Source organism: Pseudomonas sp. RV120224-01b (assembly GCF_003208145.1).
Lineage (GTDB): Bacteria > Pseudomonadota > Gammaproteobacteria > Pseudomonadales > Pseudomonadaceae > Aquipseudomonas > Aquipseudomonas monteilii.
This window is the reverse complement of record NZ_QKMQ01000004.1, coordinates 151,230-175,695: the sequence shown is the minus strand read 5'-3', so window position 1 is coordinate 175,695 and position 24,466 is coordinate 151,230. Positions and strand designations below refer to the sequence as shown.

Below are 24,466 nucleotides of genomic sequence, written 5' to 3'. Positions count from 1 at the left end.
TTCCACTGCTAGGAAGCCGTCTGGAGAGCCTGTGATGACCAAACAAGAAAAAGCGATCAACCTCAGCGAATCGGCACAAGTCGATCAGCAGTCCGTGCAACCGTTCCCGCGTTCGCGCAAGGTGTATGTCGAAGGCTCGCGCCCGGACATCCGCGTGCCCATGCGTGAAATCAGCCTGGACGACACCCCGACCGATTTCGGTGGCGAAACCAATGCCCCGGTGCTGGTCTACGACACCTCTGGCCCGTACACCGACCCCAACGTGATCATCGACGTGCGCAAGGGCCTGGCCGACGTGCGTTCGGCGTGGATCGACGCCCGTGGTGACACCGAGCGCCTGGACGGCCTGAGCTCCGATTTCGGCCAGCAGCGCCTGAACGATGCCGAACTGGCCAAGCTGCGCTTTGCCCACGTGCGCAACCCGCGCCGCGCCAAGGCCGGCGCCAACGTCTCGCAGATGCACTATGCCCGCCAGGGCATCATCACCGCCGAGATGGAATACGTGGCCATCCGCGAAAACATGAAGCTGCAAGAGGCCCGCGCCGCCGGCCTGCTGAAAGAGCAGCACGCCGGCCACAGCTTCGGCGCCAACATCCCGAAAGAAATCACCCCCGAATTCGTCCGCCAGGAAATCGCCCGCGGCCGCGCGATCATCCCGGCCAACATCAACCACCCGGAAGTGGAGCCGATGATCATCGGCCGCAACTTCCTGGTGAAGATCAACGGCAACATCGGCAACAGCGCCCTGGGTTCCTCGATCGAGGAAGAAGTGGCCAAGCTGACCTGGGGCATCCGTTGGGGTTCGGACACGGTCATGGACCTGTCCACCGGCAAGCACATCCACGAAACCCGCGAGTGGATCATCCGCAACTCGCCGGTGCCGATCGGTACCGTGCCAATCTACCAGGCGCTGGAAAAGGTCAACGGCGTGGCCGAAGACCTGACCTGGGAGCTGTTCCGCGACACCCTGATCGAGCAGGCAGAACAGGGCGTGGACTACTTCACCATCCACGCCGGCGTGCTGCTGCGCTATGTGCCGCTAACCGCCAAGCGTGTTACCGGCATCGTCAGCCGTGGTGGCTCGATCATGGCCAAGTGGTGCCTGGCGCACCACAAGGAAAACTTCCTGTACACCCACTTCGACGAAATCTGCGAAATCATGAAGGCCTACGACGTCAGCTTCTCGCTGGGCGACGGCCTGCGCCCTGGCTCGATTGCCGACGCCAACGACGCCGCGCAGTTCGGTGAGCTGGAAACCCTCGGCGAGCTGACCAAGATCGCCTGGAAGCACGACGTGCAGTGCATGATCGAAGGCCCGGGCCACGTGCCGATGCAGTTGATCAAGGAGAACATGGACAAGCAGCTGGAGTGCTGCGACGAGGCGCCGTTCTACACCCTCGGCCCGCTGACCACCGACATTGCACCGGGTTACGACCACATCACTTCGGGCATTGGTGCGGCGATGATCGGCTGGTTTGGTTGCGCCATGCTGTGCTACGTCACGCCCAAGGAGCACCTGGGCCTGCCGAACAAGGATGACGTGAAAACCGGCATCATCACCTACAAGATCGCCGCGCACGCCGCCGACCTTGCCAAGGGCCACCCGGGCGCGCAGATTCGTGACAACGCCTTGTCCAAGGCGCGTTTCGAGTTCCGTTGGGAAGACCAGTTCAACCTGGGCCTGGACCCGGACACTGCCCGTGCCTTCCACGACGAGACCCTGCCGAAGGAGTCGGCCAAGGTCGCACACTTCTGCTCGATGTGCGGGCCGAAGTTCTGCTCGATGAAGATCACCCAGGAAGTGCGTGAATACGCCGCCAGGATCGAGACCGTGGACGTGTCGGTCGAAGAAGGCATGCGCGAGCAGGCCGAGCGGTTCCGCCAGGAAGGCAGCCAGCTGTACCACAAAGTCTAAGTCGCAGCGCCTTACCCTGTGGGAGCGGGCGTGCCCGCGAACAAGGGCGAAGCCCTTGCCAGGCGCCGCGGTGCTTGCTTCGCGGGCACGCCCGCTCCCACAGGGTGCTGTGTGCAACCCCTAATTCTTTTGGCGAACATAACAATGACCACCCCCAGCCAGTTTTCCCCCGACCACCCGGTCCCCACCCACCAGCGCATCTTCGGTGCCCGCGACCTGTTCTCGCTTTGGTTCTCCCTCGGCATCGGCCTGATGGTGCTGCAGGTCGGCGCCATGCTGGCCCCCGGTCTGGGCCTGGCGGGCGCAGTGCTGGCCATCGCACTGGGCACCGGCGTGGGCGTACTGTTGCTGGGGGCTGCCGGTGTGATCGGCAGCGACACCGGCCTGTCGGCCATGGGTACCCTGAAACTCAGCCTGGGCAGCCACGGCGCGCGCCTGCCGGCGCTGCTCAACCTGCTGCAACTGGTCGGCTGGGGCGCGTTCGAGATCATTGTCATGCGCGATGCCGCCAGCCTGCTGGGTGCGCGCGCCTTCGGCGAAGACAGTGTCTGGAACAGCCCGATGCTGTGGACCCTGTGCTTCGGTGCCCTGGCCACCTTGCTGGCAGTGAGCGGGCCACTGGCCTTCGTGCGCAAGGTACTGCGCGCCTGGGGTATCTGGTTGCTGCTGGGTGCTTGCGTCTGGCTGACCTGGAACCTTTTCGCCAAAGCTGACCTGGCCGATCTGTGGAGCCGCGCCGGGGACGGCTCGATGTCGCTGGCGGTAGGCTTCGACATCGTTATTGCCATGCCCCTGTCGTGGCTGCCGCTGATCGCCGACTACTCACGCTTCGCCCGCAACGGCAAGCATGTATTTGGCGGCACGGTAGTGGGCTACTTTATCGGCAACACCTGGCTGATGAGCCTGGGCGTGGCTTACACCCTGGCCTTCGCTGCCAATGGCGAGGTCAATGCCCTGCTGCTGGCCCTGGCGGCCGCCGGCATGGGTATTCCGCTGTTGCTGATTCTGCTGGACGAGTCGGAAAAGGCCTTTGCCGACATCCATTCGGCGGCCGTGTCCACGGGTGTGCTGGTGCCTGTGAAGGTCGAACACCTGGCCTTGGCCATTGGCGTGCTGTGCACCCTGATCGCTTTGCTGGCGCCGCTGGCCCAGTATGAGAACTTCCTGCTACTGATCGGCTCGGTGTTCGCGCCGCTGTTCGGCGTGGTGCTGATGGACCACTACGTGGTGCGTCGCCGCCGCCTGCCGGCCCAGGTGGGTGGTTTGCACTGGCAGGCGCTGCTGGCCTGGGTGGTGGGTGTGGCGGCTTACCATGTCATCGCTACACAAGCGCCGGACTTCGGGGCGACCCTGCCGGCACTGGTGCTGGCAGGGCTACTGCACGGGCTGTTGAGCCTCAGCCGCGGCCGGGAAACAGTTCAGGCTTGAGCACGCCATTCAGGCGCGGGTAAGGGATCTTCAGCTCTACGTGGCCCATGGAATAGGGCGCGATGGCGTAGACCTCATACTTGACCACGACTGCGCCGTACGTCAGGGCGATGTGCGGCGATTTCTTGAACGGCCAGGTTTTGACGAACTCGGCGTCCTTGTCCATGCCCACGCTCATCAGCCAGGCCCGGTGCGACTCTTCGACAGTTTTCCAGAAGGTGTCTTCCTGGCCGGGTACCAGCATGTCCTGCAGGGTCAGCACCTTGTCCAGCTTGCGCGAATAGTTGATGAAACCGCGCCCCGGCATGCCGTGGGCACCACCGCTGTCCAGGTAGCTGGACAATTCGATGATCACCAGCCCGTCATGCTGCTCGCGTACCTTGGCTTGCAGGTAGCTGCTGTTACGTTTGTCGGCACTGGCCAGGTATTGCTGCTCGTAGGCCTGCAGGGTGCTCGGCGCGGTGCCATGCTGATTGTCTTCGGTCAGTTGCAGCAGGCGTTTTTCGACGATGGCGTCCAGCTTTGGCAAGGCCGGGAAGTGGACCATGTCGATGTTCACCAGCGGGCAGTCGCTTTCGCTGCAGCCGGGCTTCACGTGCTCCCAGGCGTCGCGCTTGACCTCGAGCGGGGCCCGGTAGTTGGGCGTGAACAGGCTCTGGCAGGCGCCCAGAGCGAGTGCCAGCACGGCCACGGAAGTCAGTTTGACAAGTGTCATGATGATCCTTGCAGAACAGGGAAAAGTCGGCCTTTGACCGTCTGCGCGGCCTTCAGTTCGCCACTAAGCTAACAGAGTGAAGACCTGCTGTCCCGAGTGCGCCAGCGGTTGGCGGAAAGGGATGAAACCGGCAGGCGTGCAGAGTAGGATGGCGCGATGCAGTAACCAGGCGGTTGATGTAGCAACGAGGATTTCCATGTCAGACACATTGAATTCGGTGCCCAAGGCGGTCGAGATCGTCAAGCGGGCCAACTGTTTCCAGGGCTTCTACAAGCTCGACAAGGTGCACCTGCGCCACGAGCTGTTTGCCGGAGGCATGGGCCGCGAGATCAGCCGCGAACTGTTCGTGCGCCACGATGCAGTGTGTGTACTGCCTTACGACCCGTTGCGTGATGAAGTGGTGCTGATCGAGCAGTTTCGCGTTGGCGCCATGGGCAAGATCGATAACCCCTGGCTGATCGAGATGGTCGCCGGGCTGATCGACAAGGACGAACAACCCGAGGAAGTTGCCCACCGCGAAGCCGAAGAAGAAGCAGGCCTGACGTTCACTGCGCTGTGGCCGATGACCCGCTACTTTCCGTCGCCTGGTGGCAGTGACGAATACGTTCATCTGTTCCTTGGCCGGTGCAGCAGCGAGGGTGCGGGCGGCCTTCATGGCCTGGAAGAAGAGGGCGAAGACATTCGCGTGCGCGTGTGGTCGTTCGAGGACGCCTTGCAGGCTGTGCGCGACGGGCGTATCTGCAACGCGGCGACCATCATCGGCCTGCAATGGCTGGCGCTGAACCGCGACGAAGTACGAGGTATGTGGAAGTGAACCTGCTGCGCGAGCGCTATCGAGTCGATCTGGTCGGGCTGCAGGCAGCCTGCGAGGCCAACTACGCCCGGCTGATGCGCCTGTTGCCCGACATGCGCACCACCCAGAGCTCGCGCCGTATCGGCATGACCCAGGGTGACCAGATGCTCGGTGTGCTGGTGCTCGACGTGGTGCTGGCCTGCCCGTACACCACCACCCTGCATGTACGCCAGGAACACAGCCTGCCGTGGCTGCCTGTGCCGCACCTGGAAGTGCAGGTGTACCACGATGCGCGCATGGCCGAAGTGGTCAGCGCCGAACACACGCGGCGCCTGCGCAGCATCTATCCGTACCCTAACGAGGCCATGCATCAGCCGGACGAAAAGGCCCAGCTCAACCTGTTCCTCGGTGAATGGCTGAGCCATTGCCTGGCTTGCGGTCACGAACTGGCAAGTGTTCGCTGACATGCGGCCAGACCTGACGCACCCTGTGCATGTGGTGCAACTGACCGACGCTCACCTTTTCGCCGATCCGGCCGGCAGCATGCTGGGCCTCAAAACCCGTGACAGCTTGCGCCATGTGGTGGCCCAGGTGCGGCGAGAGCAACCGCTTGTCGACTTGCTGCTGTGCACGGGTGACCTGTCCCAGGATGCCAGTGTTGCCTCTTATGAAGCGTTTCGTGAGCTGACCGCGCCATTTGCCGTGCCCACCCGCTGGTTGCCGGGCAACCATGATGAAGCCCGGGTCATGGCCGAAGTGGCACCGGAGCTGGTGCAGGCGGTGACCGATATTGGCGCGTGGCGCGTGGTCATGCTCAACACCGCCGTGCACGGTGCAACCCACGGGTTTCTGGAAGATGGCCAGCTGGCGGTGCTGAAAGCCGCCTTGGAAGGCGCAGGTGAGCGGTATTGCCTGGTGTGCTTCCACCATCAGCCGGTGGACATCGGCTGCGCCTGGATCGCGCCGATCGGCTTGCGCAACGCCCAGGCACTGTTCGATATCGTCAAGGCTTATCCACAGGTGCGGGCGTTGCTGTGGGGGCATGTGCATCAGGAATGGGATGAAGTACGCGATGGCCGGCGCCTGCTGGCCACGCCGTCGACCTGCATTCAGTTCGCGGCGCGCAGTGAGGATTTCCAGGTGAGCGAGGAACACCCAGGTTACCGCTGGTTGCGCCTGCATGCCGATGGGCGGCTGGAGACCGGGGTAGAGCGGGCGCTGGATTTCGATGTAAAGCTCGACTTCGATAGCCCAGGGTATTGAAGAATTTGTTGCTAAAACCCCGGAGCGGCGTCAAAACCCGGCGAACGCGCTACACTGCGCGTCCCTGCGCCCGCATCATCAGGCGCAACGCCACAGTTTCCGGGGGCAGCATGTCGGGTTCCATCCTCTATATCCATGGCTTCAACAGCTCGCCGCTTTCCACCAAGGCGCGCCAGCTCGAAGCCGTGATGCAGCAACTGGGGCTGTCGGCCCAGCTACGCGTGCCTGCCTTGCACCACCACCCGCGCCAGGCCATCGCCCAGCTCGAAGCGGCTATCGCAGAACTCGGTGCGCCATTACTGGTGGGCAGCTCGCTCGGCGGCTACTATGCCACCCATCTGGCCGAGCGCTATGGCCTGAAAGCGCTGCTGGTCAACCCGGCGGTAACCCCGCACAAGCATTTCGACGGTTACCTGGGCACCCAGCGCAATCATTACAGTGGTGAAACCTGGGAGCTGACCCACGATCACGTGAAGGCCCTGGCCGAGCTGGAAGTACCGGCCCCGGTCGATGCCAGCCGCTATCAAGTGTGGCTGCAGACCGCCGATGAAACCCTGGACTATCGCCACGCCGAGCACTATTACCGTGCATGTGCCCTGCGCATCCAGGCAGGTGGCGACCACAGCTTCCAGGGCTTCGCCCAGCACCTGCCGGCACTGCTGGCCTTCGCCGGCATTGCCCGCGGGCAGTATGCGGCGCTCGACTTTTCTGTATTTTGACTTTTTTGCACTCACCAGACTGACGAAGAGACCCTATGGCCAATCCCAGCGCTAGCGCCTATAACGCAGACGCCATCGAAGTCCTCTCGGGCCTTGACCCGGTCCGCAAGCGGCCGGGCATGTACACCGATACCAGCCGCCCCAACCACCTGGCCCAGGAAGTCATCGACAACAGCGTCGACGAAGCCCTGGCTGGCCACGCCCGTTCGGTGCAGGTCATCCTGCATGCGGACCACTCGCTTGAAGTCAGCGACGATGGCCGCGGCATGCCCGTGGACATCCACCCGGAAGAGGGTGTGTCCGGGGTCGAGCTGATCCTCACCAAGCTGCACGCCGGCGGCAAGTTCTCCAACAAGAACTACCAGTTCTCCGGTGGTTTGCACGGTGTGGGTATTTCGGTGGTCAACGCCCTGTCGACCCAGGTGCGTGTGCGCGTCAAGCGCGACGGCAACGAATACCAGATGACCTTTGCCGATGGCTTCAAGGCCAGCGAGCTGGAAGTGGTTGGTTCGGTCGGCAAGCGCAACACCGGCACCAGCGTCTACTTCAGCCCTGACCCGAAGTACTTCGACTCGCCCAAATTCTCCATCAGCCGCCTCAAGCATGTGCTCAAGGCCAAGGCCGTGCTGTGCCCGGGCCTGCTGGTCAGCTTCGAGGACAAGGCCAGCGGCGAAAAGGTCGAGTGGCACTATGAGGACGGTTTGCGCTCTTACCTGGTCGATTCGGTCAACGAGTTCCAGCGCCTGCCCGACGAGCCGTTCTGCGGCAGCCTGGCCGGTAACAAGGAAGCCGTTGACTGGGCACTGCTGTGGCTGCCAGAGGGCGGCGACAGCATCCAGGAAAGCTATGTCAACCTGATTCCGACCGCCCAGGGCGGTACCCACGTCAACGGCCTGCGCCAGGGGCTGCTGGATGCCATGCGCGAGTTCTGCGAGTTCCGCAACCTGCTGCCGCGGGGGGTGAAGCTGGCACCGGAAGACGTCTGGGAACGCATCACCTTCGTGCTGTCGATGAAGATGCAGGACCCGCAGTTCTCCGGGCAGACCAAAGAGCGCCTGTCTTCGCGTGAAGCGGCAGCGTTCGTTTCCGGCGTGGTCAAGGACGCCTTCAGCCTGTGGCTCAACGCCCACCCCGAGCTGGGCATGCAGCTGGCCGAGCTGGCCATCAGCAATGCCGGACGCCGCCTCAAGGCCAGCAAGAAGGTCGAGCGCAAGCGCATCACCCAGGGCCCGGCACTGCCCGGCAAACTGGCTGATTGTGCCGGCCAGGACCCGATGCGTGCAGAGCTGTTCCTGGTCGAGGGTGACTCGGCCGGTGGCTCGGCCAAGCAGGCGCGGGACAAGGAGTTCCAGGCGATCCTGCCGCTGCGTGGCAAGATCCTCAACACCTGGGAAGTGGACGGTGGCGAAGTCCTGGCCAGCCAGGAAGTGCATAACATTGCCGTGGCCATTGGTGTTGACCCCGGTGCCACCGACCTTGCGCAACTGCGCTACGGCAAAATCTGCATCCTCGCCGACGCCGACTCTGACGGCCTGCACATTGCCACGCTGCTGTGCGCGCTGTTCGTTCAGCACTTCCGGGCGTTGGTCGAGGCCGGGCACGTGTATGTGGCCATGCCGCCGCTGTACCGCATCGACCTGGGCAAGGAAATCTACTACGCCCTCGACGAAGCCGAGCGTGACGGCATCCTCGATCGCCTGGTGGCCGAGAAGAAGCGCGGCAAGCCGCAGGTCACCCGCTTCAAGGGCCTGGGCGAGATGAACCCGCCACAGCTGCGCGAAACCACCATGGACCCGAACACCCGGCGCCTGGTGCAGTTGACCCTGGATGACGTGCAGGCCACCTGCGAGCTGATGGACAAGCTGCTGGCCAAGAAGCGCGCCGGCGACCGCAAGAGCTGGCTGGAAACCAAAGGCAATCTGGCCGAGGTCATGGTTTGATTCGGCAGTTTCTTGCCGTTTGCCTTGCGCTGGTTGCCCTGCCGAGCCTTGCGGGCAACTGGCCCGAGCTGAAGCTCAGTGCCGAACACCCGATCGACGGCATGCGCGGTGGCAACCTTTCGGGCCTGGTGGAGTGCCGGGGCGGGCTGTGGGGCGTGTCCGATCGCGACGACGACCGAATCTACCGCTTCGACCAGCAAAACCCGACCTGGCGCGCGCAACCGCTGACCTTCACCCCCCCATCGCCGCCGGAAAGCGGCCTGCCGTGGGGCCTGAAGTCGCGCAACTGGGCGGCGTCGTACATTCGCGGAGGCGAGCTGGACTTCGAGGGCATCACCTGTGATCAGGCGGGTAACCTCTACCTGGCCAGTGAAGCCCATGCCGCCGTCTTGCAGTTGCCCGTGGACGGCGAACCGGACTGGTTGAAAATCGACCCGGCCATGGTCCGCCAGGCCCGCGCCAGCGGCATGCTGCTGAACTTCAATGCACTGTTCGAAGGCCTGGCGATCAACCCGGCGGGCGACCGCCTGTGGCTGGCCGCCGAGCGCGAACGGCGTGGCCTGGTAGCCATCGAGCGCCAGCAATCGGTGTGGACTTGCGGGCGCAGCTGTGTGCTGCTGAGCGAGGCCGGGGTCGAGATGCAGCCGGCGCAAATGCCCGATGCCCGAGCGCTTTCGCGCGATTTTTCCGACCTGGCCTGGTTCGAGGGCAAGCTGTTCACGCTCGAACGCAACGCCTACCGGGTGTGTCGGCGTGATGTCGACAGCGGCAAGGTCGAGCGTTGCTGGTCGTTTGCAGCAGATGCCCTGGTGGAGTCGCGCCGCTACGCGCAACCGTTCGGCCTGGCCGAAGCGCTGGTCATCGATCCCAAGGGCGCCTGGATTGGCCTGGACAACAACAACGGCGCCCGTGCCGATGGCGAAACCCGCCCGATCGTCTGGCGCTTCGATGCGCCGGAAGGTGGCTGGAGCGCCAAACCATGAGCCAGACGCCGGGCAAGCGCGCGGGCAGGGTGCTGATGGTCGTCGCCTGGGCGGCTGCACTCTTTCTTGCCACGCGTTTTTTCGGCCAGTGGGAAGACATCCAGCGTAACCCCAACACCCAGGTGCAGTCCGAGCATGGCGAAGGCTTTATCGAGGTGCGGCTGCTGAGCAATGGCCAGGGCCATTTCGTGGTGGATGGTGCCATCAATGGCCAGGTGGTGCATTTCATGCTCGATACCGGGGCCACCGATGTGGCGATTCCCGAGGCGTTGGCCCGTGAGCTGAACCTTGAGCGTGGCAGCGCGGTGCTGCTGAGCACCGCCAACGGCCGCACCGAAGGCTATCGCACGCGCCTGGCCAACCTGCAGCTGGGCGATATCCGCCTGCAGGATGTGCGCGCCACCGTGGTGCCTGGGCTGGAAGGGCAAACCGTATTGCTGGGCATGAGTGCCCTGAAACAACTTGAATTTACCCAGCGCGGCGGCACCATGCTGCTGCGCCAGAACCTGAAATGACGAGGCCCGCATGAGCGACTCACTGGAACTCAGCCTGGACGGCGTAGAACGCCGCTCGCTGGCTGACTTCACCGAACAGGCCTACCTCAACTATTCCATGTACGTGATCATGGACCGCGCCTTGCCGCATATCGGCGACGGCTTGAAGCCGGTGCAGCGACGCATCGTCTACGCCATGAGCGAGTTGGGGCTCGATGCCGATGCCAAGCACAAGAAGTCGGCGCGTACCGTCGGTGACGTGCTCGGTAAGTTCCACCCCCACGGCGACTCGGCCTGCTACGAGGCCATGGTGCTGATGGCGCAGCCGTTCAGCTACCGCTACACCCTGGTCGACGGCCAGGGCAACTGGGGTGCGCCGGACGATCCGAAGTCGTTCGCCGCCATGCGTTACACCGAGGCGCGCTTGTCGCGCTACGCCGAAGTGCTGCTGAGCGAAGTCGGCCAGGGCACCGTCGACTGGGTGCCGAACTTTGACGGCACCCTGCAGGAGCCGGCCGTGCTGCCCGCGCGCCTGCCCAACATCCTGCTCAACGGCACCACCGGTATCGCCGTGGGCATGGCCACCGACGTACCGCCGCACAACCTGCGTGAAGTGGCCAGCGCCTGTGTGCGCCTGCTCGACGAGCCAAAGGCCACCATCGAGCAGCTGTGCGAGCACATCCAGGGGCCGGACTACCCGACAGAGGCCGAGATTGTCACGCCTCGGGCGGAAATCCTCAAAATGTACGAGAGCGGCCGTGGCTCGATCCGCATGCGTGCCGTGTACCGCGTCGAAGATGGCGATATCGTCGTCACTGCGTTGCCGCATCAGGTTTCCGGGGCCAAGGTGCTGGAGCAGATCGCCGCGCAGATGCAGGCCAAGAAGCTGCCGATGGTCGCCGACCTGCGTGACGAGTCGGACCACGAAAACCCGTGCCGCATCGTCATCATCCCGCGTTCCAACCGCGTGGATGCCGACGAACTGATGCAGCACCTGTTCGCCACCACCGACCTGGAAAGCAGCTACCGGGTGAACGTGAACATCATCGGCCTCGACGGTCGGCCGCAGTTGAAGAACCTGCGTGCCATCCTGGTGGAGTGGCTGGAGTTCCGTACCAACACGGTTCGCCGCCGCTTGCAGCACCGCCTGGACAAGGTCGAGAAGCGTCTGCACCTGTTGGACGGTTTGCTCACCGCGTTCCTCAACCTGGATGAAGTGATCCATATCATCCGTACCGAAGAGCACCCCAAGCAGGCGCTGATCGAGCGCTTCGAGCTCACCGAGATTCAGGCTGACTACATCCTCGAGACCCGCCTGCGGCAGCTGGCACGCCTTGAAGAGATGAAGATCCGCGGCGAGCAGGACGAGCTGCTGAAGGAGCAGGCCAAGCTGCAGGCCTTGCTGGGTAGCGAGGCCAAACTGCGCAAGCTGGTGCGTAGCGAACTGATCAAGGATGCCGAAACCTACGGCGACGACCGCCGCTCGCCGATTGTCGAGCGCGCCGAAGCCAAGGCGCTGTCGGAAAACGAACTGATGCCGACCGAGCCGGTTACCGTGGTGCTGTCGGAGAAGGGCTGGGTGCGTTGTGCCAAAGGCCACGATATCGACGCTACCGGCCTTTCCTACAAGGCCGGCGACGGCTTCAAGGCCGCTGCGGCCGGGCGTTCCAACCAGTTTGCCGTGTTGATCGACTCCACTGGCCGCAGCTACTCGCTGGCCGCTCACAGCCTGCCATCGGCGCGCGGCCAGGGCGAGCCGTTGACGGGCCGCCTGACGCCGCCACCGGGGGCGACCTTCGAATGCGTGCTGCTGCCGGATGACGATGCACTTTATGTGGTGGCATCGGATGCCGGTTACGGCTTTGTGGTCAAGGGCGAAGACCTGCAGGCCAAGAACAAGGCCGGCAAGGGCCTGCTCAGTCTGCCCAACGGGGCCAAGGTCATGACCCCGCGCCCGGTGGCCGACCGCGAGCAGGACTGGCTGGCGGCAGTCACCACCGAGGGCCGCTTGTTGGTATTCAAGGTCAGCGACTTGCCACAGCTGGGTAAAGGCAAGGGCAACAAGATCATTGGCGTGCCGGGCGACCGGGTGGCCAGCCGTGAAGAATTTGTCACTGATCTGGCCGTGATTCCCGAAGGTGCAACCCTTGTATTGCAAGCCGGCAAGCGTACCCTATCTCTGAAAGCGGACGACCTGGAGCATTACAAGGGCGAGCGCGGACGGCGGGGCAGCAAGCTGCCGCGCGGCTTCCAGCGCGTCGATGGGTTGCAGGTGGAAGTACCGGCTTAACCGGTAGAAATGTCTGGAACGGCAATTTCAGCGCCGTTCCGGGCAGAAATGCTGGAGTCGGACGGTTATTTCGCGGATGATATGGCCCTTGCGGTGCCGACGTAGTCGTGTGCCCGTTTGAATCTATATGTATCACTGCGGTGTGCCTGTAGGCGACCGCCTGGATGGGATGATGAAATTTCTGCGCCTTCCATTTGCGCTGTTGATGACTGGCCTGCTGGGCCTTGGCGGGTGCACCATGCATCAGCCGGTTGCCCTGTACCAGCTCGACAGTGGTGATCCTGGCCAGCCTTCGCAAAGTGCAGGCATGGCCGTGGTACTCGGCCCGGTATCGGTGGCCGATTACCTGCAGCGCGAGACGTTCCTGCAACGTCAGGCCGATGGCAGCCTGAGCGCGGCGACCGACGGTCGCTGGGCGGGCAGCCTTTCGTCGGATATCGACCAGCTGCTGGTGCGTCAGCTTGCCTGGCGCCTGGACAGCCAGCGCGTGGTGCTGGCCCCGGCAACCGCTGGTTTCAGCCCGGATGTACAAGTGCTGTTGTCGATCACCCGCCTGGACTCGGGCAAAAACCAGCCGGCCATTCTCGACGCCCAATGGCGTCTGCTGGACCGCCGTGGCCATGTGCGTGACAACCGCATCGTTCACCTTGAACAGCCGCACGAGGGCAGCGAATCGTCGCAGGTGCAGGCCCAGGGCCAACTGCTGCAGAAGCTGGCTGAACAGCTGAGCACTGCGGTGAAGCCACTGGCCAACCAGCCGGCAATTGCCGAAGAGTCGCCTAAAAAGCCCGCAGCGCCGGTGCAAGTGAAGAAGGCGCCGGAGAAATCCAAGATCCCGATGGCGTCGCCGATTCGTACCGATATGGAAGTTTATCGGTTCTGATCAAGCCGCCAGCCACAAAAAAGCCCGCATGTTTGCGGGCTTTTTCGTATCTGTAGGGTTGACGAGGACTTTGTGGGAGCGGCCTTGTGTCGCGATAGGGCTGCGTAGCAGCCCCAGCGATCTGTGTCATATCCTAAGCCCTGGGGCCGCGCTGCGGCCCTATCGCGACGCAAGGCCGCTCCCACAGGTGTCGTGCAGGCCTCAGGCCCTGCGCTCGTGCATCCGCGCCAACTGCCGCTCCAGCATCGACGGATAAGGCTCCATCAAGCGCTCCACGCAGCAGGCACCCTCAGGGCTGGCAATCGGGCGAATACGCGCACGCTGGCGAATCAGCGCGTCATCGCTGATCTGCCGTTCCACCAGCAACAGGTTGCGGCTGTGTTGCGACAGTGCCAGGGCATCCTGGGCCTTTTCGGCCATCAGCAGGTCCACCATCTCCAGCCCTTGCAGGTCGTTGCCCAAGGCCAGGCCCAGTTGTAGCTGCAGGGTGATGCCGCTGTCGGCCACTTCAATCTGCAGGGCGTGGCCCAGGGCGCGCAGCAGCTCGCCGCAGCAGATGGCATTGGTCAGGTAGTCTTCGCCGCACTCACGGCTGTGGAACAGCACCAGGGTGCTGCCATCGTTCAGCGTGTGGGTTTCACCGTCGTAGAGCGAAGCCGCGTGCTCCAGGCAATCGCGGTAGCGTTCGGTCAGCTCGGTGAGGCGTGTGCGTGGCAAACGGCGCAACTGCTCCTGCGAGCCCAGTTGCACGGCAAGGACGGCGCTGTACTGCGGTTCGTCAGACTCGACCACTGCAGCGGCCTTGGGCGCACTGTCGTCGTCCAGCAGGCCGGCGAAGGCATCGTCGTCATCCTCGTCTTCCACCGCGGCAACCCTGGCGCGTGGCGCGGCCTTGGGGGCCGGTGAAGGCTCGTGCAGGTCGTCGTATTGCGCGTCGTCCTCTTCCTCCAGCTCGGGCTCTGGCGGTGGCGGCGGGGCCAGGCGCGCATGCAGCTGGCGGGCGATATCGCCGATCTCGTCCTGACGGTCGGTGGCCGGGGTGTAGGGTTGCGGGTCGCGCAGCCATACCCGCAACTGCAGCAGCGGCAGGGTAATGAAGCGGCCCTGGCGGAGGCTCAGGGTCAACGCGAGTACCAGCAGGATGGCGGCCAGGATACCCATGCTCTGCAGGCTGATCAGCATCGGTTGCTGGAACTGGCTCATGTCCAGGCTTATGCGCAGTTGCCCGGCAGTGACGTCCTGGAAGGTGATCTTGGTCTGGTACAAGCCCTCGGCCTCACCCAGCAGGCTGTTGCGCGGGCGCTGGCCGGCTTCGGCGAGGATGCGGTTGTCCACACTGTAGATTGCCGCATGGGCCACCAGCGGGTTTTTCACCAGGTTACCCAGCAGCACGTTGAGGCTGAGGATGTCGTTTGACACCAGCAGCTCGGTTGCCGACGTGGCCGTCTGGGTGGTCAGGCTCTGGCCCAGGGCATCGGCCTGCTCATGCATGGCCTGCTTGAACTGCAGGCCCATGACGCAGGCGTAGATCACCAGCGCCAGCGCCACCAGGAAGATGTTGGTGCAGGCGATGCGCAGTGCCAGCGGCACGCGACGTTGACTCAGGGCACGATAGATCATCAGGAAGAAGTTGTCTGGTTTGACGGGCGTGGGCCGGTTCACTGAGCTCGGCTCTTAATGGCATGAAAGTGGGGGGAGTATAGCGAGCCGGGTTTTGTCGGCAAAGTATCGTTGGCGCCCGATGGTCATGGAAAATCGGTAGAATGCGCATTTTTCATCGAAGTCGGAGCCAGGTTGTGCGCGAAATCGTCCTGATCAACATCACCGGTGAGGACCGTCCCGGTCTCACTGCGGCTATCACCGGCGTCCTGCTGCAGGGCGGTGTGAGCATCCTCGACATCGGCCTGGCGGTCATGCACGGCACCTTGTCGTTCGGCATTCTGGTCGATATCCCGGACAACGAAGTGGCTACCGCGCTGCTGCAAAGCGTGCAGGCCAAGGCTCACGAGCTGAACTTGCAGGCCCGTTACACGCCGATTTCCGAGGCAGACTACCAGCAATGGGCCGACGGCCAGGGTGAAGCGCGCCACATCGTGACCCTGCTCAGCCGCAAGATCACCCCCGAGCAATTGCAGCGTGTGAGTGCGGTGATCAGCCAGTACGGCCTGACCATCGAACGCATCGAACGCCTGTCGGCCCGGGTAGCGCTGGACGCCGAAACCGAAAAGGGCAAGGCGGCCATCGAAATTTCCGTGCGCGGCGTGCCGAGCGACGCCCAGGCCCTGCGGGCTGACTTCTTTGCCCTGGCTGAAGCGCTGAGCGTCGACATCGCCTTCCAGAAGGACGACCTGTTCCGTCGCAACCGCCGTCTGGCGGTGTTCGACATGGACTCCACGCTGATCGAAGCCGAAGTCATCGATGAGTTGGCCAAGGCGGCCGGCGTGGGTGAGCAGGTGGCGGCCATCACCGAGCGTGCCATGCGCGGCGAGCTGGACTTCCGCGCCAGCTTCAAGGAGCGCATGGCGCTGCTCAAGGGCCTGGATGTGGGCGTGCTGGACGAAATCGGGGCTTCGCTGCGCCTGACCGAGGGCGCCGAAAACCTGTTCGCCGAACTCAAGCGCCTGGGTTACAAGACTGCGATCCTGTCGGGTGGCTTTACCTACTTTGCCCGCCAGGTGCAGGCGCGTCTGGGTATCGACTACGTATTTGCGAACGAACTGGAAGTGGTCGACGGCAAGGTGACCGGCGTGGCGGTCGAGCCGATCGTCGATGCCCAGCGCAAGGCCGAGCTGTTGCAGAAGCTGGCCAGTGAAGAAGGTTTGCAGCTGGAGCAGACCATTGCCGTGGGTGACGGTGCCAACGACCTGCCGATGCTGTCGCTGGCCGGGTTGGGCGTGGCGTTCCGCGCCAAGCCGCTGGTGCGCCAGTCGGCCAAGCAAGCCATTTCCACCCTGGGTCTGGATGGTGTGCTGTACCTGCTGGGCCTGCGCGACCGCGACGCCCGCGGCTGATCCGAAAATCCGGGGCCGCTTTGCGGCCCTTTCGCGACACAAGGCCGCTCCCACAGGTGCCGCGCAGGCTTCAAATGCGGCGCTGTACCTGTGGGAGCGGCCTTGTGTCGCGAAAGGGCTGCAAAGCAGCCCCGGGGATCATTCAGGTAATCAAGCCTGTGCAGGCTCTGCCAACAGCTGCCCCATGCGCACTGCGGAACCAGCGCCCAGATTTTCAGCCCATTTCACCTGCTCTGGCCCGAACAGCACGATGGCGGTCGAGCCCAGCTTGAAGCGGCCCAGTTCAGCACCTTTCTCCAGGTGGATCGGCGCACGGCTGGCTTCGTCGTAACGGAAAGTCTTCAGCTCACGCTTGGGCGGCGTCACCAGCCCGGCCCACACGGTCTCGATCGAGGCCACGATCATTGCACCCACCAACACCACGGCCATCGGTCCGCGTTCGGTGTCGAACAGGCAGACCACGCGCTCGTTGCGGGCGAACAGCTCGGGAACGTTCTCTGCGGTGGTCTGGTTGACCGAGAACAGGCGGCCCGGCACGTAGACCATTTCGCGCAGGGTACCGGCCAGCGGCATGTGCACGCGGTGGTAATCCTTGGGCGACAGGTAGATGGTGGCGAACTCGCCGCCCATGAATGGTGCGGCCATGGCCGGATCGCCGCCCAGCAGCTCTTGTGCGCTGAAACCGTGGCCCTTGGCCTGGAAGATGCGACCGTGCTCGATCGGGCCGAGCTGGCTGACAGCGCCGTCGGCGGGGCACAGGATTGCGCCCGGGGTTTCGTCCAGTGGGCGGGCACCTGGCTTCAGGGCGCGGGTGAAGAACGCATTGAAGTGCTCGTAGGCGCTCAAGTCCTCGACCAGGGCCTCGGACATGTTCACCTGGTAGCGCTTGGCGAACCAGGCGGTGAAGGCGTTCTTGAACCAGCGCGCGCGGCACTCGGCAACGCAGCCGGCCAACCGCGACAGCAGGTGGTGCGGCAGCAGGTACTGGCTGATGATGAACAGACGGGATTTCATGCAGGTTCCTTAAACTTCTACAGGCGTGTCCGGGTGGTTGCCCCATTCGCTCCACGAGCCGGCATAGGCCTTGACGCGTGGGTAGCCGAGGGCCTTGGCCACCAGATAAGTGAAACCGGAGCGGCGATGGGTCTGGCAGTGGGTGATCACTTCCTTGTCAGGGGTGATGCCCAGTTGCTCGAGGACTTCTTTGATGTCCTTGCGAATGCGCAGGTGGTCGTTCAGATCCATACCTGCGGTCCACTCGAAGTTGATCGCGCCGGGGATATGGCCACCCTTGGCTGCCAGCACTTTCTCGCCGTTGAATTCCTGCGGGCAGCGTGCGTCCCAGATGACCAGGTCATCGGCGCCCAGGCGGCTTTGCAGGTACTCGCGGGTGGCGGTGGGCGCGTTGTCGATACGCAAGTGCAGCGGATTGTTGCCGCTGGCGGGCACTTCGGTGGTCAGCTTGTCTGCTGGCCAGGCCTGGATGCCGCCATTGAGGTAGTGGTAATGCTTATGGCCGATCACGTCGAGCAGCCAGATGAAACGCCCGGCCCAGCCGCCGCCTTCATCGTCATACACCACATACACGGCGTCGTTGCGGTGGCCGAGTTCGCTGAACAGTTTTTCCAGGTCACCCAGCGCAGGCAGCAGGCCGGGCGCAGGAGGCTGGCCAAGCTGGGTACGCTTGCCTTCGACAAAGCGTGCGCCGGGGATATGCCCGCTGACATAGCGGTTGGCGCTGCTCAGGTCGACCAGGATCAGCTGGGGCGAATCCAGGCGTGGCAGCAGGTCCGCGGCTTCGATCACCAGGGGCAGGCCGGAAAAGTCAGTCATCCACGGTCTCCAGTGTGGAAAGAGGGGCGATTGTAGCGCAAGGCTCAGCCCTTGCGGTTGGCAAACACCGACAGCGCCCGCTCGGTACATTGCGCAGTCTTGCCGAAGGCCTGCACGCTGATGTCGGCCAAAGGCCGGCAGCCTTGGTCGGCCACCATCAGCATCAGCACCTGGTCGTTCACCGCCAGCGAGCGTAGCAGCACATGCTCGCTGCGGAACAGTGCACGCAGGGGTGCGGGTAGCAGTGCCGAGAACTGGGTGTGGTTTTCCGGGGTGATGCGCAATTGACCTGCCTGGGCCAGCAGCTTTTGCAGCAGTTTGTTCTGCGACACTTGAAGGGCCAGGGCGCCAGCCTCCTTGGGCAGGCCGGCAAGTTGCTGCACGCGCAGGTAGTCGCTGGCTTTGTCCAGGCTCAGCAGCAGGATGCGTTGCATGCCGCAGGCCTGCAGGGCTTCGAGGGCCTGGGTGGCCAGGTGCACGGTGTTGGTGAACGGGCTAGGCTGGGCCAGCAGGTGCTGGCACAGCTTGCGCCAGCGTGCCAGGTCGTCGCTGCTGGGCGGTGGCGGGGCGAGCATGTCCGGGTGCGGGCGGCGCTGGTGCCAGGGCCAGATCAACGCCTCCGCCGGGTGGAACAACGCGTGCCGGGCGTGGCGGCGGGCACTGGCGGCGGCCTGTTGGTGCACTTGCTGCTGCACATCTTCCAGCGAGGTTTGCAGGTACAGCGCGGTCAGCAGCTGCCAGCGCAGCAGGTGCGGGTTGTCCCAGCCAACTTGCGCTGCCAGGGCCAGGTTGTTGGCCAGCAGCACGGTGTTGGCCGGTTGGTTGAACCAGCGGCGCAGGCCGGGCTCTGCGTCCAGGCGGTGTTGCTGGCTGAGCAGGTCTTCGTCGCGGGCGATACTCAGTACCTGAGCCAGTTGCTCGCGCTCTTCCAGCAGCAGGCGGTAGCCCTGAGTCACCCACTGCGGCAGGCGCCAGTACTCCGCCATGGTCTGGCACAGCGCCATGATCCGCACGCCAAACAGCTCTTCCTCCACATGGGCGGCGTCTTCGCCCTTGTGGATAACCCTTAGCTCCCAGGTGTCTAGCAGTTTGGGGTAGGCCAACGCCAGCGGCCAGAGTGGCGACAGGAACAGCAGGCTGCCCCAGTGAATCTCCTGCCACAGCCGTGCCAGGCGGCTGGCGAACAGGCCGCTGGCCTGTTGCGAGGCGTGCTGGCTGATCAGCTGGAACTGGCTGAGCACGGGCGGGATTTCTTCAACAGGCACCGAGGGCAGGCGCTTGAGCAGTTGTTCACTGCGCTCCAGGCCCAGGCGATTAAGGGCGACTTCCAGGCTTTCGGCAGGCGCTGCCTGGCTGGCATTGGTGGGGTGATTGGCTTCGCGCATCACCGACAGCACCAGTGCCGGGCTATCCTGCATCAGTTCGGCGATATCACGCAGTGAGCGGCGGCTATCGTGGATGGCAGCCATGACCCGGTCGTAGCTGTGCTTCGGCACGGGGATGCGAACACTCTCTAGCAGCTTTACCCAGGCCTCTAGCGTACGTGGGGCCTGAGCGGGCACCTTGGTTTCAATTGGCATTTTGACATCAGTCCGAACTGGCTTTTCGCATTGAGTGGCTATAGTCTGGCGCAGTTCTGCCGATAAGTAGAAGAAGAGTTTTAAAGCTCCCGTCTCTTCCCCTGACCACGACAGCAAGTGCTTTGAACCTATGGCTAAAATTATCGGCATCATCGTCGTATTCGCGAGCGTGCTCGGCGGGTACGTGCTCTCCCACGGCAAGATCGCGGCGCTGATCCAGCCGTTCGAAGTACTGATCATCGGCGGTGCGGCCTTTGGTGCATTCCTGCAGGCCAACCCTGGCCACATGACCATGCACGTCATCAAGAAGTCGATGAAGATGTTCGGCTCGCGCTTCACCCACGCCTACTACCTGGAGGTGCTGGGCCTGGTGTACGAGATCCTCAACAAGAGCCGTCGCGAAGGCATGATGGCCATCGAGGCCGACATCGAGGACGCAGCAGCCAGCCCGATCTTCGCCAAGTACCCGACGGTGCTGGCCGACGAGCGCATGACCGCGTTCGTCTGCGACTACCTGCGCATCATGTCCACCGGCAACATGGCCCCGCACGAGCTTGAAGGCCTGTTCGACATGGAACTGCTGAGCATGAAGGAAGAACTGGAGCACCCGTCCCATGCGGTGACCGGTATCGCCGACGGCATGCCAGGCTTCGGTATCGTCGCGGCAGTACTGGGTATCGTGGTGACCATGGCCTCGCTGGGCGAGGGTGACCAGGCAGCCATCGGCATGCACGTAGGTGCGGCACTGGTCGGTACCTTCTTCGGTATTCTGGCGGCGTACGGCTTCTTTGGCCCGTTGGCCAAGTGCCTGGAGCACGATGCCAAGGAAGAGCTGAACCTTTACGAGTCGATCAAGGCTTCGCTGGTTGCGTCGGCCTCGGGCATGCCACCTTCGCTGGCGGTCGAGTTCGGGCGCAAGGTGCTGTACCCCAAGCACCGCCCAAGCTTCTCCGAGCTGGAACAAGCGGTTCGCGGTCGCTGAGTCATGGAGAACAATCAGCCCATCATCGTCAAGCGCGTCAAGCGCTTTGGCGGCGGCCACCACGGTGGCGCCTGGAAAATCGCCTTTGCCGACTTTGCTACGGCAATGATGGCGTTCTTCCTTGTGCTGTGGTTGATGTCCACGGCCACGCCGGAGCAGAAGATCGCCATCGCCGGCTATTTCAAGGACCCGATCGGCTTTTCGGAAAGCGGCACGCCTTATGTCATCGACCTGGGTGGTTCGCCTGAGCTGGCACCGGAAAAAACCATCAACCCGGAAGCCAAATCCGAGCCGATGCCCGAGACCACGACCCAGCTGAACAAAGACCAGGTCGAGACCATGGCCGAGCAGGTCGAGCGTGAGCGTCTGGAGTTGCTGCTGCAAGAGCTGCAGAACAAGGTGGAAGAGAACCCGCAACTGCAGAAGTTCAAGGACCAGATCCTGTTCGAGATCACCCAGGATGGCCTGCGCATCCAGATCATGGATGCCGAGAACCGGCCGATGTTCGACATCGGCAGCGCGCGCTTGCAGCCGTACTTCGAAGATATCCTGCTGGCCATGGCCGACACCATCAAGGCGGTGCCGAACAAGATCAGCATCAGCGGCCACACCGATGCCAAGCCGTATGCCGGCACTGGCGAATTCGGCAACTGGGAGCTGTCGGCCAACCGCGCCAACGCCGCACGCCGTGCGCTGGTGGCCGGTGGTTACCCGGACGGGCAGGTGGCGCGGGTGGTGGGCTACGCTTCGTCGTCGCTGTTCGACCGCAAGGACCCGTTCAATCCGGTCAACCGCCGCATCGACATCATCGTGCTGACCAAGAAGGCACAGCGCAATATCGAGGGTGAGCAGGGTGCGCCGGAAGCGCCGGCTGCCGAGCCTGCGCCACCGGCCAGCGGTGCTGCGCCAGGGGCTGCGGCGCCGGCCGCACCGGGGGATACCGAACAAGCGCCGATGCAGCCGCGTGAGCTGCGCCAGAAGCTGAACATCTTTGAAGATGGCACGCTGAAGATGGATGACGCCAAGGAGCAGTAAGCCTGCTCGGCCCTAGTGGGCGCGGCGCAAGGCCGCGCCTGCAACTCAATAGCTGTCTTGTGACAGGCTGGCGATGATCGAGCGGTAGCTGTTCATGCGCTGCGGCTTGATGCGCCCTTCGTCCAGCGCCTTGAGCAGCGCACAGCCCGGTTCGCGGTCATGCTTGCAGTCGCGGAAGCGGCAGGTGCCGAACAGGTCGCGAAACTCGATGAAGCCATCCTCCACATCGTCGCGGCTGACATGGCCAAGGCCGAATTCGCGGATGCCCGGCGAGTCGATCAGGTCGCCGCCGTTAGGGAAGTGGTACAGCCGCGCCGTGGTAGTGGTGTGGGTGCCCTGGCCAGACCATTCCGACAGGTCGCCGACACGGGTGCCGGCGTCTGGGAGCAGGCTGTTGACCAGCGACGACTTGCCCACGCCCGACTGGCCGACGAATACGCTGATGTGGCCGTCGAGCTGCTGTTGCAGGCGCTGCATGCCATCACCGTGGTGTGCCGATACCTCCAGCAGCGGGTAGCCCAGTTCGCGGTAAACCTCCAGCAACGCATGCAGGCCAGGGCCGTTCTCGTCGTTGATCAGGTCGGCCTTGTTCAGCAGCAGCAGCGGGCGCAGCCCCGCGTGCTCGGCAGCGACCAGGTAGCGGTCGATCAGGTTCGGGTGGGGCTCCGGGGCCGGGGCGAACACGATCACGATCAGGTCGACGTTGGCTGCCACAGGCTTCAGCTGCCCGTGATTGTTCGGCCGGCACAGCTCGGTGCTGCGCGGCATCTGCGCCACGATCACGCCAATGCCCTGGTTGCCCGCACGCCATACCACGCGGTCGCCGGTGACCAGTGCTGGCAGGTTGGCGCGCAGGTGGCAGCGGAACACCTGGCCTGCGGTTTCGCCGTCCTGGGCTTCCACCTCTACCTGCACACCGAAGTGCGCGATCACCAGGCCCAGTTGCTCAGGCCCCAAATCGCCGCCTTCCAGTTCTTGCAGCACGTGCTGCTCGCGTTTGGCGGCGCGAGCGGCGCGCTCGCCCTGGATTTTTTCGATCCGCCAGTTCTGGCGGCGATTGAGCTGGCGTTTGGCCATGAAGGTACCGTGAGAGAGGCCCGGCGAGGGGCATTGAAAACGGCAGGCAGTTTAGCACGCCAGGCGTTGGACTTTTCCGCTTACCTTTGTGCAGTGAATGGGCGTGCCTTGGCCACTAGGCTACTATGACGGCCTATACGAGGAGCCCCTGCATGCAAAACCCACAGAACCTGATCTGGATCGACCTGGAAATGACCGGCCTGGATCCGGACAGCGACGTCATCATCGAGATGGCCACCATCGTCACCGACAGTGAGCTGAACACCCTGGCCGAAGGGCCGGTGATCGCTATCCATCACAGTGACGAAGTGCTGGCGCGCATGGACGAATGGAACACCCGCACCCACGGTGCTTCGGGCCTGACCCAGCGCGTGCGCGAGAGCAAGGTCAGCATGGCTGAAGCCGAGGCGCAGACCATCGCCTTCCTCGAACAGTGGGTGCCAAAGGGCAAGTCGCCCATCTGCGGCAATAGCATCTGCCAGGACCGCCGCTTCCTCTATCGCCACATGCGCAACCTGGAAAACTACTTCCACTACCGCAACCTTGATGTCTCCACCCTGAAGGAGCTGGCCGCGCGCTGGGCACCGAATGTGCGTGACAGCTTCAAGAAGGGCAATACCCACCTGGCGCTCGACGACATTCGCGAATCGATCGCCGAGCTGCGCCACTACCGCGAGCACTTCATCAAGGTGTGAGCTGAAACGGCGCAGATATTGTATCTGCGCCCCCTTTTGGTGCTTCGAGCAACTGGTTAGACTGCGCGCCTTTCTCGCACGGACCCGCACCATGTTGTTGATGCTCTACCTCATCGCCATCACTGCCGAAGCCATGACTGGCGCGCTGTCTGCCGGGCGCCGCGGCATGGACTGGTTCGGCGTGGTGCTGATCGCCTGCGTCACTGCCCTGGGTGGCGGCTCGGTGCGCGACGTGCTGCTCGGGCATTACCCGCTGACCTGGGTGAAACACCCGGAATACCTGGTGCTGACCAGCTTCGCGGCGCTGCTGACCATCTTCATTGCGCCGATGATGCGCCGCCTGCGCTCGCTGTTTCTGGTGCTCGATGCGCTGGGGCTGGTGGCTTTTACCCTGATTGGCTGCATGACCGCGCTGGAGATGGGGCAGGGCATGCTGGTGGCGTCGATCAGCGGGGTTATTACTGGGGTGTTTGGCGGGATCTTGCGGGATATCTTCTGTAACGACATTCCGCTGGTGTTCCGGCGCGAGCTCTATGCCAGCGTGTCGTTCGCGGCTGCGTGGTTCTACCTGGGGTGTGTGTATTTCAAGGTGCCGGCAGAGCAAGCGATGCTGCTGACCTTGTTTGGTGGGTTCCTGCTGCGGTTGCTGGCAATCCGTTTTCACTGGGAAATGCCCAAGTTCCACTACAACGACCAGCAATAAGGGAGTTGTCGGCGCGGCGCGGACCCTGTGGGAGCGGGCGTGCCCGCGAACACCGGCGCAGCCGGTGCCATCCACCGAGTTGCCTGATTCGCGGGCGCGCCCGCTCCCACAAGGATCGCGCTAGCTG

22 protein-coding genes are annotated in these 24,466 nt (G+C 63.6%); 16 read left to right on the top strand and 6 right to left on the bottom strand.

Going from position 1 to position 24,466, the window contains the following annotated elements; translation table 11 throughout:
* Positions 1 to 34 precede the first annotated feature (34 nt).
* Both thiC and cytX read left to right on the top strand, forming a co-directional pair.
* A complete protein-coding gene (gene thiC, locus N436_RS09175; RefSeq protein ID WP_016712346.1) occupies positions 35 to 1,915 on the top strand; it encodes a phosphomethylpyrimidine synthase ThiC in 1,881 nt (626 codons plus the stop codon).
* Between the two features lie 144 nt (positions 1,916 to 2,059).
* Positions 2,060 to 3,343, top strand: a complete 1,284-nt coding sequence (cytX, locus tag N436_RS09170; protein ID WP_110740837.1) for a putative hydroxymethylpyrimidine transporter CytX — start codon at positions 2,060 to 2,062, stop codon at positions 3,341 to 3,343.
* On the opposite strand, the gene N436_RS09165 is transcribed toward cytX, so the two are convergent.
* Positions 3,312 to 4,058, bottom strand: coding sequence for an RsiV family protein (locus N436_RS09165; protein WP_016712344.1), 747 nt, complete (start codon positions 4,056 to 4,058; stop codon positions 3,312 to 3,314). The two genes, cytX and N436_RS09165, sit on opposite strands and share 32 nt — an antisense overlap.
* A 196-nt stretch (positions 4,059 to 4,254) precedes the next feature.
* Here N436_RS09165 and N436_RS09160 point away from each other — a divergent pair, with 196 nt between their 5' ends.
* The 9 genes from N436_RS09160 to N436_RS09120 all read left to right on the top strand — a co-directional run bounded on the left by N436_RS09160 (position 4,255) and on the right by N436_RS09120 (position 13,423).
* Positions 4,255 to 4,872 carry an NUDIX domain-containing protein gene (locus N436_RS09160; RefSeq protein ID WP_016712343.1) on the top strand — a complete coding sequence of 206 codons (618 nt, stop codon included), beginning with the start codon at positions 4,255 to 4,257 and terminating at the stop codon, positions 4,870 to 4,872.
* Positions 4,863 to 5,315 carry a DUF1249 domain-containing protein gene (locus N436_RS09155; protein WP_016501905.1) on the top strand — a complete coding sequence of 151 codons (453 nt, stop codon included), beginning with the start codon at positions 4,863 to 4,865 and terminating at the stop codon, positions 5,313 to 5,315. The genes N436_RS09160 and N436_RS09155 overlap by 10 nt, the downstream gene beginning before the upstream one ends.
* Position 5,316: 1 nt before the next feature.
* Complete coding sequence (cpdA, locus tag N436_RS09150; protein ID WP_110740836.1) at positions 5,317 to 6,114, top strand: 3',5'-cyclic-AMP phosphodiesterase; 798 nt, start codon at positions 5,317 to 5,319, stop codon at positions 6,112 to 6,114.
* A 110-nt stretch (positions 6,115 to 6,224) separates the two neighbouring features.
* The gene (locus N436_RS09145; RefSeq protein WP_016712341.1) at positions 6,225 to 6,833 is read left to right on the top strand and encodes a YqiA/YcfP family alpha/beta fold hydrolase; all 609 of its coding nucleotides are present in this window, start codon (positions 6,225 to 6,227) and stop codon (positions 6,831 to 6,833) included.
* Positions 6,834 to 6,868: 35 nt separating this feature from the next.
* Positions 6,869 to 8,773, top strand: a complete 1,905-nt coding sequence (parE, locus tag N436_RS09140; protein ID WP_016712340.1) for a DNA topoisomerase IV subunit B — start codon at positions 6,869 to 6,871, stop codon at positions 8,771 to 8,773.
* Positions 8,770 to 9,756: an esterase-like activity of phytase family protein gene (locus tag N436_RS09135; RefSeq protein WP_110740835.1), complete on the top strand. Its 987-nt coding sequence runs from the start codon at positions 8,770 to 8,772 to the stop codon at positions 9,754 to 9,756. The genes parE and N436_RS09135 overlap by 4 nt, the downstream gene beginning before the upstream one ends.
* The gene (locus N436_RS09130; RefSeq protein WP_110740834.1) at positions 9,753 to 10,271 is read left to right on the top strand and encodes a TIGR02281 family clan AA aspartic protease; all 519 of its coding nucleotides are present in this window, start codon (positions 9,753 to 9,755) and stop codon (positions 10,269 to 10,271) included. Before N436_RS09135 ends, N436_RS09130 begins: the two co-directional genes overlap by 4 nt.
* A gap of 10 nt (positions 10,272 to 10,281) precedes the next feature.
* Complete coding sequence (gene parC / locus N436_RS09125; RefSeq protein ID WP_016712337.1) at positions 10,282 to 12,540, top strand: DNA topoisomerase IV subunit A; 2,259 nt, start codon at positions 10,282 to 10,284, stop codon at positions 12,538 to 12,540.
* 172 nt (positions 12,541 to 12,712) lie between these two features.
* The gene (locus N436_RS09120) at positions 12,713 to 13,423 is read left to right on the top strand and encodes a membrane integrity-associated transporter subunit PqiC (RefSeq protein ID WP_060500352.1); all 711 of its coding nucleotides are present in this window, start codon (positions 12,713 to 12,715) and stop codon (positions 13,421 to 13,423) included.
* A gap of 201 nt (positions 13,424 to 13,624) precedes the next feature.
* Here N436_RS09120 and N436_RS09115 read toward each other — a convergent pair whose 3' ends face one another.
* A complete protein-coding gene (locus N436_RS09115; protein WP_110740833.1) occupies positions 13,625 to 15,085 on the bottom strand; it encodes an AhpA/YtjB family protein in 1,461 nt (486 codons plus the stop codon).
* 134 nt (positions 15,086 to 15,219) lie between these two features.
* On the opposite strand from N436_RS09115, the gene serB reads away from it, so the two are divergent.
* Complete coding sequence (serB, locus tag N436_RS09110; protein WP_105946324.1) at positions 15,220 to 16,434, top strand: phosphoserine phosphatase SerB; 1,215 nt, start codon at positions 15,220 to 15,222, stop codon at positions 16,432 to 16,434.
* Between the two features lie 150 nt (positions 16,435 to 16,584).
* On the opposite strand, the gene asd is transcribed toward serB, so the two are convergent.
* From asd to N436_RS09095, 3 genes are read right to left on the bottom strand one after another with little or no spacing between them, the layout of a single operon-like run.
* Complete coding sequence (asd, locus tag N436_RS09105) at positions 16,585 to 17,448, bottom strand: archaetidylserine decarboxylase (RefSeq protein WP_016712332.1); 864 nt, start codon at positions 17,446 to 17,448, stop codon at positions 16,585 to 16,587.
* Between the two features lie 9 nt (positions 17,449 to 17,457).
* Positions 17,458 to 18,267: a rhodanese-like domain-containing protein gene (locus N436_RS09100; RefSeq protein ID WP_110740832.1), complete on the bottom strand. Its 810-nt coding sequence runs from the start codon at positions 18,265 to 18,267 to the stop codon at positions 17,458 to 17,460.
* A gap of 44 nt (positions 18,268 to 18,311) precedes the next feature.
* Complete coding sequence (locus N436_RS09095; protein ID WP_105946322.1) at positions 18,312 to 19,847, bottom strand: HDOD domain-containing protein; 1,536 nt, start codon at positions 19,845 to 19,847, stop codon at positions 18,312 to 18,314.
* A gap of 130 nt (positions 19,848 to 19,977) precedes the next feature.
* On the opposite strand from N436_RS09095, the gene motA reads away from it, so the two are divergent.
* Together motA and motB are read left to right on the top strand one after the other, a co-directional pair.
* Positions 19,978 to 20,829 carry a flagellar motor stator protein MotA gene (gene motA / locus N436_RS09090; RefSeq protein ID WP_016712329.1) on the top strand — a complete coding sequence of 284 codons (852 nt, stop codon included), beginning with the start codon at positions 19,978 to 19,980 and terminating at the stop codon, positions 20,827 to 20,829.
* 3 nt (positions 20,830 to 20,832) lie between these two features.
* Positions 20,833 to 21,864 carry a flagellar motor protein MotB gene (motB, locus tag N436_RS09085; protein WP_105946321.1) on the top strand — a complete coding sequence of 344 codons (1,032 nt, stop codon included), beginning with the start codon at positions 20,833 to 20,835 and terminating at the stop codon, positions 21,862 to 21,864.
* 45 nt (positions 21,865 to 21,909) lie between these two features.
* On the opposite strand, the gene rsgA is transcribed toward motB, so the two are convergent.
* Positions 21,910 to 22,941, bottom strand: a complete 1,032-nt coding sequence (gene rsgA, locus N436_RS09080; RefSeq protein WP_105946320.1) for a small ribosomal subunit biogenesis GTPase RsgA — start codon at positions 22,939 to 22,941, stop codon at positions 21,910 to 21,912.
* A gap of 152 nt (positions 22,942 to 23,093) precedes the next feature.
* Here rsgA and orn point away from each other — a divergent pair, with 152 nt between their 5' ends.
* Positions 23,094 to 23,636 (top strand): oligoribonuclease, encoded by a 543-nt coding sequence (orn, locus tag N436_RS09075; RefSeq protein ID WP_016712326.1) that lies wholly within the window; start codon positions 23,094 to 23,096, stop codon positions 23,634 to 23,636.
* Between the two features lie 91 nt (positions 23,637 to 23,727).
* On the top strand, positions 23,728 to 24,339 hold the full coding sequence (locus tag N436_RS09070) for a trimeric intracellular cation channel family protein (protein ID WP_020193322.1): 612 nt from the start codon (positions 23,728 to 23,730) through the stop codon (positions 24,337 to 24,339).
* Positions 24,340 to 24,466: the final 127 nt, after the last annotated feature.